This window comes from Sphingopyxis sp. KK2 (assembly GCF_001990265.1).
Classification (GTDB): Bacteria; Pseudomonadota; Alphaproteobacteria; order Sphingomonadales; family Sphingomonadaceae; genus Sphingopyxis.
The window spans coordinates 1-7973 of sequence record NZ_LYVN01000164.1 but is presented as its reverse complement, the minus strand read 5'-3'; the positions used below and the strand labels follow the sequence as shown (position 1 = coordinate 7973).

The following is a 7973-nucleotide window of genomic DNA, read 5'->3' as shown; positions in this document are numbered from 1 at the left end:
GGCGTCGGCCCGCGGCGCTCGCCCGGACCCGATGGGGCGATGCCATTGTCGGCGGGACCCTGCACGCCCGGGCTGCGACCGTCGTCGGTCGGCGGCGGCAGGCGGAAATCGATCGGAGGGGTGGTCGGCGTATCGGCCTGCTGCGCGGCCGCGGGCGCGGCAAAGCTCGCCGCCAGCGCGAACGCCAGCGCCGTGCGCGCGCTGCTCCTGATCCCGAAAGGCCTGTCCGTCATTCTCGTCACGCGATCCCGATACTCTGCTTCAGGCCCGATCCGCTGAATTGGCGCTGAATGGGGCGCAAGGCCCCCAAGTGATGCCAGCCGGTGGATGACATCGGCCGCGCGCGTCCCTAGATGGTTTCCATGAGTGATTCCACCCCTCCGCCGCTCGCGCCCAAACATCTCGGCCAGTCGAGCGAACTGCCCGCCTCACCCGAGGCGGCGGTGCTCGACTATGTCCCCAATCCGCGCGCCGGCGATCTTTATCTTGTGCGCTTCGCGGCGCCCGAATTCACCTCGCTCTGCCCGGTGACCGGCCAGCCCGATTTCGCGCACCTCGTGATCGATTACGCGCCCGGCGACACGATCGTCGAATCGAAGAGCCTCAAGCTCTTTCTCGGCTCCTTCCGCAACCATGCGGGGTTCCACGAGGATTGCACCGTCGGCATCGGCCGCCGCCTGTTCGACGAGATGCAGCCGCGCTGGCTGCGCATCGGCGGCTATTGGTACCCGCGCGGCGGCATCCCGATCGACGTCTTCTGGCAATCGGGCGCTCCACCCAAGGAACTTTGGCTTCCCGACCAGGGCGTGGCGCCCTATCGCGGTCGCGGATAGCGACTCACCGGGGGGCGGGGCATGCGACGGATATGGGGTCTTCTCGCGCTCGCCGCTGCGTTTCTCGCGCTGACGCCCGCCGTGCCGGCGATGGCCCAATCCTCGAATATCTATGTCCTCCAGCTCCAGCAGCAGCTGATTTCCGAGCGCCGCCTCGCTGATGATCGCGAAGCGAAATTGCTGCGCGACGCCGACAGCAATCGCCGCGCCTTGCAGGCGAAGCTGACGGCCGCCGAAAGACGCGGCAGCGGCGCCAAGGCCGAAGCGGATCGATTGCGCAGCGAACTCGATGGCGCGAACCTGCGCGAGCAACAGTTGCTCAGCGACATCCTGAAACGCAACGGCGATCTGATCAGCGAGTTGCGCTTCGCCACGCTCGCGACCGAGCTGGAACAACTCGGCGCCGGAGCCACCGCCGAGTTGCGGACCGCGCTCGACGATTTTGCCGGCCCCGACCGCGCCGGCGCCTGGACACGGATCGCGGCGATCGCGGCGGCGGGCAGCGCGCGGGACAAGCGTGTTGCCGCGCGCATCCGCACGATCATGCGCATGTTCAATCCCGAATCGGTCACGGCCGAGGATGTCGCCACCCGCTGGCGCGACGCCGTCGCGGCCGAGCCCGACAATGTGCTCGGCCTCACCGCGCTCGCCTCGGCCGAATATGAGGCGCGCCACAGCGACGCTGCTCTCGCGGCGCTCGACCGCGCGCAGGCACTCGCAACCAGACCGCTCGAACGGCAGGGCCTTGCCATCCAGCGCCTGACCGCCGCCGCGCCGACCTCGACCCCCGATCAGCTGATCGCGCTCAATCGCGACGCGCTGACCGCGACGCGCGCGCTCGGCCCCGACGATCTGCCCGGCGGATTTCGCCGGGGCATCGAGCTCAACCTGCTCTATAATCTGGTGTCGCTCTCGCATCTGGCGGGGCGTTTCGAGGACGAACGGGCTCTTCTGCTCGAAGTGCTCGCAAGCCTGAAGATCATGCGCGAAGCCGATCCCGACGCCATCTATCCGGTAGCGCAGATCGCGCAGTCGCTCGGCCAGATCGCTTTCCTCGATCGCCAATATTACCGCTTCGACGACATGCTCGCCGCGCTCACCGAATCGACCGCATTGCTCGAAAAGACCGTCGCGACCCAGCCGATCGAGGCCGCCTATCTCAACGCGCCGCTCCACGATCAATATGTCCAGATCTGCCAGATTCGCCTGCAACAGAACCGGCCCGACGACATGCTGGCCGCCTGCCGCAGCGCCTTTGCGGCGCAGCGCAAAGTACCGCAATCGGGGCAGCGCGACAATTTTCTCGTGCAGACCGGGGTGTTCCTCGCGACGCTCGAGACTCAGGCCGGAAACCGGGACCGGGCGGCAGCGATCCTGCGCATCGCGCTCGACGCGCTCGACCGGCTGCTCGCTCAGGCGCCCGGCCTGCCCAGCTATCTGCGCCTCAACCAGCAGATGTTGACCGGCGTCGCGCTTGCCGACGACAAGGCCTGCTGGTCCGACGTCGTGACCGCATGGGAACGCCTCGCGGCGGTCGAGCCGCTGGGCCCGGTCGATCAGCAGATGTTCGACGGCGCCCGCTCGCTCGCCGAAATGCAGCCCGCCTGCACCCCGATCCGCACACCGGCGCCGGTTGCGGCAGACGCGGCGACCGCGCCATGACCGGCGCGCGCGTCTTTTTCTCCTATAAGCGCGAGGACGAGGCGCGCGTCTATCCGATGGTCCGCGCGCTGGAGGCGGCAGGCGTTCCGGTCTGGTGGGACCGCGCGCTGCCCGGCGCCGAAAACTGGCGCGAGAATATCCAGAGCGCGCTCGACGATGCCGGCGTCGTGGTCGTCGTGTGGAGCGCGGCGAGCGTCGGCCCCGCGGGCGACTTCGTCCGCGACGAAGCCAGCCGTGGCAAGGCACGCGGCATCCTCGTCCCGGTGACGATCGACCGCGTCGCGCCGCCGCTCGGTTTTGGCGAGATCCAGTCGATCGACCTGTCGCGCTGGAATGGTCGTTCGCAGCGCGATCCCGATTTCCGCGATTTCGTCGCCGCAGTGCGAGCCCGCCTCGCGGGGGAAGCGGTGCCCGCCGCGACCGGCCCCTCGGCCCGGTTGCAACGCCGCATTGGCGTTGGTGCAGTTGGCCTGATCGCCGCAGCCTTGCTCGGCGCGCTCGCGCTCAACCTGCTCGGCGTCCAGAACGGACTCTGCGGTGCCAGCGACGGCCTGTCGGACCTGTGCGGCAACGCCGGCCTCGGCGACCGTCCGACGCGCGAAGAACGGCTGGCATGGGAGGCGCGCGAGCCGGGCAGTTGTCCGGCGCTCCGGCGCCATATCGCGCGGTTCCCGAATGGCGCCCATGCCGCCGAAGCGAGCCGCCTGCTGGCCGCCGCAACGACCGGGCGCGCCACGACCGCCGCGCCGGTCGAGCGAACCGGCATCGGCTATGTCCGGACGAGCGAGGCCGCGCTCGCCTCGCGCGCCGCAGCGGAGGCCGACGCGCTGGCCCGCGCGAAAGCCGACGCACGCATCGCGGTCCCCGCCTGCCTTGCCGCCGGTCCCGACGAACAATTGCTCGACGTCCGCATCACGCCGACCGACTATCGCTGCGATAGCATCGGCGGCCACCGCTGCGGCCTCACCTACAGCGCCGCCTGCCATTTTTCGGTGCGCGGCGTGGTCGAGACATGCGGCTGAGTATCCAGCATCGATAATTCTATCGAAACGCTCGATATTTCATCTTTCCGTCACGAACTGTTGACATTAGTGTCAACGTTATGACCGCCGCCTCGCTCCCGCACGATCACGCCATTGCCGTCGGCGCCGACGCGATCGACTTCATGGGGCATGTCAACAACGCCCATTATCTCAGCTGGGTGCAGGACGCGGTGCTGTCGCACTGGCGCCATATCGCGCCGCCCGACGCGGTCGCGGCGCATCTGTGGGTCGCGCTGAAGCACGAGATTACCTACCGCCGCCCCGCCTTCCTCGACGACCAGGTCATCGCGACCGTGATCCTCGAGAAAGTCCAGGGCGCGCGCGCCTTTTACGAAACGATTATCAAGCGCGGCGAGGATGTGCTGGCCGAGGTCAAGTCGAGCTGGTGCTGCATCGACGCCGAAACGCTGCGCCCCGCGCGCCTCGCGAGCGAGGTCGTCGCGAAGTTCTTCCCGGCGGAAAAGGCCTAGCTCGAACTTTCGAGCATCGCGTCGACGAGCGTCTCGAGAAATTTGCAATTCTCGTCGATGTCCTTGACCTTCTGGACCATGCCGGGATCCTCGGCATTTTCGGCGATCGCGGCAAAGGCGCGCATCTGCCGTTCGAAGTCGGTCTTGATCTGCGCATCATCCTCGTCGGCGAGCACCGTCGCGATCGCGAGGAATTTCGTTCCCGATTCGACCATCTTCGGGTCCTCGGCGACACCCTCGCTGCCCAGCCCCGCCATGATCCCGAAAAAGGCCATGCACTGGATGCTGTCGTCGTAAAGCTCGCGCTCGTCGGCGTCGATCGTCATCGCGGTGGCGGAGGGTGCGGTAGCGGCGGCCAGCATAGCGGCGGCAAGGATCGGATATTTCATGGTTTGACCTTCGAATATCGACCCGCCCCCGCTTTGGCACGACGGCACGCCATCGCAAAGGGGAAAGTGCGCGCCCGCGTCGCGACCCGCCGCTAAGCTGCCTCGAACCGGATCGGCAGCCGCTTCAGCCCGCCGACGAACACCGACTCCACGCGCGCCGGGTCGCCCGCGAGTTCGAGCTTTCCGATGCGCGGCAGCAGTTCCTCCATCATGATCCGCATTTCCATGCGCGCGAGGTGCTGGCCGAGGCACACATGCGCGCCGAAGCCGAAGGCGATCTGCTGGTTCTTCGGCCGGTCGGGGTCGAAGGCGAAGGGGTCGGCGAAAATGCCCTCGTCGCGGTTGGCCGAAACATAGTTGAGCATCAGCCAGTCGCCCGCGCGCACCTGTTGCCCGCCGATCTCGACGTCTTCCTTCGCGCTGCGCATGAAATGCTGCACCGGGGTGGTCCAGCGGATCGCCTCCTCGATCAACCCCGCCTTGTCGCTCTCGGCATCGCGGAAGCGCTCGAACAGCGCGGGGTTCTTCGCCAGTTCCATGATCGCGCCCGCGGTCGACGCGCTCGTCGTGTCGTGCCCCGCGGTCGCGATGATCATATAATAGCCCGCAAGCTCGCGGTCGGGGATCTGCCCGCCGTCTACGCTCGCATTGGCGATCACCGTCGCGATGTCCTCGCGCGGATTGGCGCGGCGGTCGGCGGTCAGTTCGCGGAAATAATTCTCGAAATCGGCGATGACATAATGGAGCATCGCGATCGCCTGTTCGGCGCTGGTGATCGCCTCGCGGCTGCGGTTCAGCTCGGGATCGGTCGATCCGAACAATTGCTGCGTCAGCATCAGCATGCGCGGCTCGTCCTCGGCGGGCACGCCCAAGATATCCATGATCACGCGCAGCGGGTAATGCGCCGCGACATCGCGCGCAAAATCGCACTCGCCGCCCGAGGCGAGCAGGCCGTCGACCGTCTCGCGCGCGATCTGGCGGATGCGGTCTTCGACGATCTTCAGATTCTTGGGCATGAACCAGCTCTGGGTGAGCAGGCGATATTTCATATGGTCGGGCGCATCCATCTGCACCAGCGAGCGGATCAGGTGGCCGTCGTTGTTCGGAGTCGCGGCGCGCGCGATCGCCTCGCCGTCGCGGTTGGTCAGCACCGTCGGGCGGATGCCGCTCGCGAAGCGCTGCGGGTCCTTGCCGATCGCCATGATGTCGGCGTGCCGCGTCACGAGCCAGAAGGGGTCGACCTCCTCGGTCTCGGCGACCGCGAGCGGCGCATTGGCGCGCGCCCATCCCAGCTTCTCATGAAGTCCGTCCCATTCCCCATAAGCAACGGGATCGACGACGGCGGCGGCTACCTCTCCAGGCAATATCGGTTTTGTCATGCAACCGAAGCTGCCGCGATTCGCGGGACTTGTCGAGAGGGCTATTCGGCGAGCTGCGGCGCCCCCGCGGGCATCGCCTCGGCCCATTCGGCGCGCGCCTTGCGGATCATCGTCTTCAGCGCCGCCGCACTCCGCGCCCATGCCGCCGCCGTTTCCGCATTCCAAGCATCGCCCGCCGCCACGCCCAGCTCGGCGACCGTCATGTCGATGAAGGCGTCATATTCGCCGATCGGCAGCGCGCCATAGCTGCGGTGGGTGAACACCAATTCGGCGACGAGCGGCCACACCCACGCCTCGCCGCCCGCGAGCCCGAACATCATCTGGAGCGTCTCGTCGGTCATCCGCCGCGACGCGGCATCGACCGAGATGAAGCTAGGCCGGCGTGCCGGGTACGCGGCAAAGAAGCGCTCGAACAGCGGCAGGCGGATGTCGATGCCCGCGTCGGCGACGGCCACCAGGCTCGCCTCCATCAGCGCGGCATCGGCGGCGCTCATTTGAACAGGCTGCCCAATATGCCGCGCATCAGCTGGCCGCCGAACTTGCCCGCGACCTGCCGCCCGATGCTCGTCGCCGCCGATCGCGCCGCCGATTGCACCATCTTGTCGGCAAAGCTCGGCTTCGCGGCCTCGCGCGCCGCGGCCTTTTCCTGTTGCAGCCGCACCTTCTCCTCGGCGACCTTGCGCTTCGCCTCTTCCTTCGCGGCGATGGCGGCGGCCTTGTCAGCCTCTACCTGCGCCTTGGCCTCGATCGCGGCGGCCTGCGCCTGCTCGGCCTTGGCGGCGAGCAGTTCCTCGGCGCTCTCGCGGTTGATCGGCGTGTCGTACTTGCCCTCGACCGGCGAGATCGACTGGATGATCGCGCGCTCCTTGGGCTCGAGCGGACCGGCGCGCGAGCACGGCGGCTTGATCAGCGTACGCTCGACCGGCGACGGCGCGCCGTCGGGCATCAGCAGCGACACGAGCGCCTCGCCGACCTTCAGCTCGGTGATCTCGCGCGCGACATCGACCTTGGGGTTGGGGCGGAAGGTGTCGGCGGCGGCCTTCACCGCCTTCTGGTCGCGCGGGGTGAAGGCGCGCAGCGCGTGCTGGACGCGATTGCCGAGCTGCCCAGCAACATCCTCGGGAATGTCGATCGGGTTCTGCGTGACGAAATAGACGCCAACGCCCTTCGATCGGATCAGCCGCACGACCTGCTCGATCTTCTCGGCGAGCGCGGGCGGCGCGTCGTCGAACAGCAGATGCGCCTCGTCGAAGAAGAAGACGAGCTTCGGCTTGTCGGGGTCGCCGACCTCGGGAAGCGTCTCGAACATCTCGCTCAAGAGCCACAGCAGGAAGGTCGCATAGAGCTTCGGGCTCGCCATCAACTTGTCGGCGGCGAGGATGTTGATGTAACCGCGGCCATTGTCGTCGAGCCGGATCATGTCCTGGATATCGAGCGCGGGCTCGCCGAAGAAATGATCGCCGCCCTGGCTCTCGAGCGTCAGCAGCTGGCGCTGGATCGTGCCGACGGTGGCCTTCGACACATTGCCATATTTGACCGTCAGCTCGTCGGCATTCTGCGCGCACCAGGCGAGCATCGCCTGCAGGTCGCCGAGGTCGAGCAGCAGCAGATTCTGTTCGTCGGCGACGCGGAAGGCAATCGCGAGCACCCCCTCCTGCACTTCGTTCAGCCCCATCAGCCGGGCGAGCAGCAGCGGCCCCATTTCCGAAATCGTCGTGCGAATGGGGTGGCCCTGCTCGCCGAACAGGTCCCAGAAGATCACCGGATTGTCGCGATACGCCCATTCGGCATCGCCGATCTCGGCGGCGCGCGCCGCAAAAATCTCGTGCATCTTCGACGTCGGGCTGCCCGCCATCGCCATGCCGGCTAGGTCGCCCTTCACATCGGCGACGAACACCGGCACGCCGACCGCCGAAAAGCCCTCGGCCAGCCCCTGCAAGGTCACCGTCTTGCCGGTCCCCGTCGCGCCCGCGATCAGCCCGTGCCGGTTGGCGCGCTTGAGCACCAGCGACTGGCGCGGGCCATCCGCTGCCCCGCCGCCGCCGAGGCCGATATAGATTTCGCTCGCCGTGCTGCCGTCGCTCACTCGCTGTCCTCCGCTGGTCCAAGTCCGGCCTAGGTCTAGAACGCGGCGAAAGCGCAGGCAATCGGCAAGCGTGCGGGGGGCGGCCAAACGCGGTGGGGAACAGGGTCGGAG

The 7973-nt window shown here is 67.5% G+C and carries 8 protein-coding genes and 1 pseudogene; 4 read left to right on the top strand and 5 right to left on the bottom strand.

The window, feature by feature from the left end; translation table 11 throughout:
- A pseudogene (locus B1A78_RS19020) lies at nt 1-233 on the bottom strand (hypothetical protein); the annotation flags it as partial.
- Nucleotides 234-362: 129 nt separating this feature from the next.
- Here B1A78_RS19020 and queF point away from each other — a divergent pair.
- The 4 genes from queF to B1A78_RS19000 all read left to right on the top strand — a co-directional run bounded on the left by queF (nt 363) and on the right by B1A78_RS19000 (nt 4008).
- Nucleotides 363-833 (top strand): preQ(1) synthase, encoded by a 471-nt coding sequence (gene queF / locus B1A78_RS19015; protein WP_144037905.1) that lies wholly within the window; start codon nt 363-365, stop codon nt 831-833.
- Between the two features lie 21 nt (nt 834-854).
- Complete coding sequence (locus B1A78_RS22810) at nt 855-2495, top strand: hypothetical protein (RefSeq protein ID WP_077148469.1); 1641 nt, start codon at nt 855-857, stop codon at nt 2493-2495.
- The gene (locus B1A78_RS19005) at nt 2492-3517 is read left to right on the top strand and encodes a toll/interleukin-1 receptor domain-containing protein (protein WP_077148468.1); all 1026 of its coding nucleotides are present in this window, start codon (nt 2492-2494) and stop codon (nt 3515-3517) included. Before B1A78_RS22810 ends, B1A78_RS19005 begins: the two co-directional genes overlap by 4 nt.
- 80 nt (nt 3518-3597) lie before the next feature.
- A complete protein-coding gene (locus tag B1A78_RS19000; protein WP_077148467.1) occupies nt 3598-4008 on the top strand; it encodes a thioesterase family protein in 411 nt (136 codons plus the stop codon).
- Here the strand turns inward: B1A78_RS19000 and B1A78_RS18995 are convergent.
- The 4 genes from B1A78_RS18995 to B1A78_RS18980 all read right to left on the bottom strand — a co-directional run bounded on the left by B1A78_RS18995 (nt 4005) and on the right by B1A78_RS18980 (nt 7862).
- On the bottom strand, nt 4005-4397 hold the full coding sequence (locus B1A78_RS18995; RefSeq protein WP_077148466.1) for a hypothetical protein: 393 nt from the start codon (nt 4395-4397) through the stop codon (nt 4005-4007). The two genes, B1A78_RS19000 and B1A78_RS18995, sit on opposite strands and share 4 nt — an antisense overlap.
- A gap of 92 nt (nt 4398-4489) precedes the next feature.
- Nucleotides 4490-5776 carry a cytochrome P450 gene (locus B1A78_RS18990; protein ID WP_077148465.1) on the bottom strand — a complete coding sequence of 429 codons (1287 nt, stop codon included), beginning with the start codon at nt 5774-5776 and terminating at the stop codon, nt 4490-4492.
- A 41-nt stretch (nt 5777-5817) separates the two neighbouring features.
- Entirely contained in the window at nt 5818-6270 is a 453-nt protein-coding gene (locus B1A78_RS18985) for a hypothetical protein (RefSeq protein ID WP_077148464.1), read from the bottom strand.
- Entirely contained in the window at nt 6267-7862 is a 1596-nt protein-coding gene (locus B1A78_RS18980) for a helicase HerA-like domain-containing protein (RefSeq protein WP_077148463.1), read from the bottom strand. Before B1A78_RS18980 ends, B1A78_RS18985 begins: the two co-directional genes overlap by 4 nt.
- Nucleotides 7863-7973 lie beyond the last annotated feature (111 nt).

Bases quoted from the DNA above. Each gene is read 5' to 3' on its own strand.
- queF (WP_144037905.1), top strand. From the start codon at position 363: ATGAGTGATTCCACCCCTCCGCCGCTCGCGCCCAAACATCTCGGCCAG.
- B1A78_RS22810 (WP_077148469.1), top strand. From the start codon at position 855: ATGCGACGGATATGGGGTCTTCTCGCGCTCGCCGCTGCGTTTCTCGCG.
- B1A78_RS19005 (WP_077148468.1), top strand. From the start codon at position 2,492: ATGACCGGCGCGCGCGTCTTTTTCTCCTATAAGCGCGAGGACGAGGCG.
- B1A78_RS19000 (WP_077148467.1), top strand. From the start codon at position 3,598: ATGACCGCCGCCTCGCTCCCGCACGATCACGCCATTGCCGTCGGCGCC.
- B1A78_RS18995 (WP_077148466.1), bottom strand. From the start codon at position 4,397: ATGAAATATCCGATCCTTGCCGCCGCTATGCTGGCCGCCGCTACCGCA.
- B1A78_RS18990 (WP_077148465.1), bottom strand. From the start codon at position 5,776: ATGACAAAACCGATATTGCCTGGAGAGGTAGCCGCCGCCGTCGTCGAT.
- B1A78_RS18985 (WP_077148464.1), bottom strand. From the start codon at position 6,270: ATGAGCGCCGCCGATGCCGCGCTGATGGAGGCGAGCCTGGTGGCCGTC.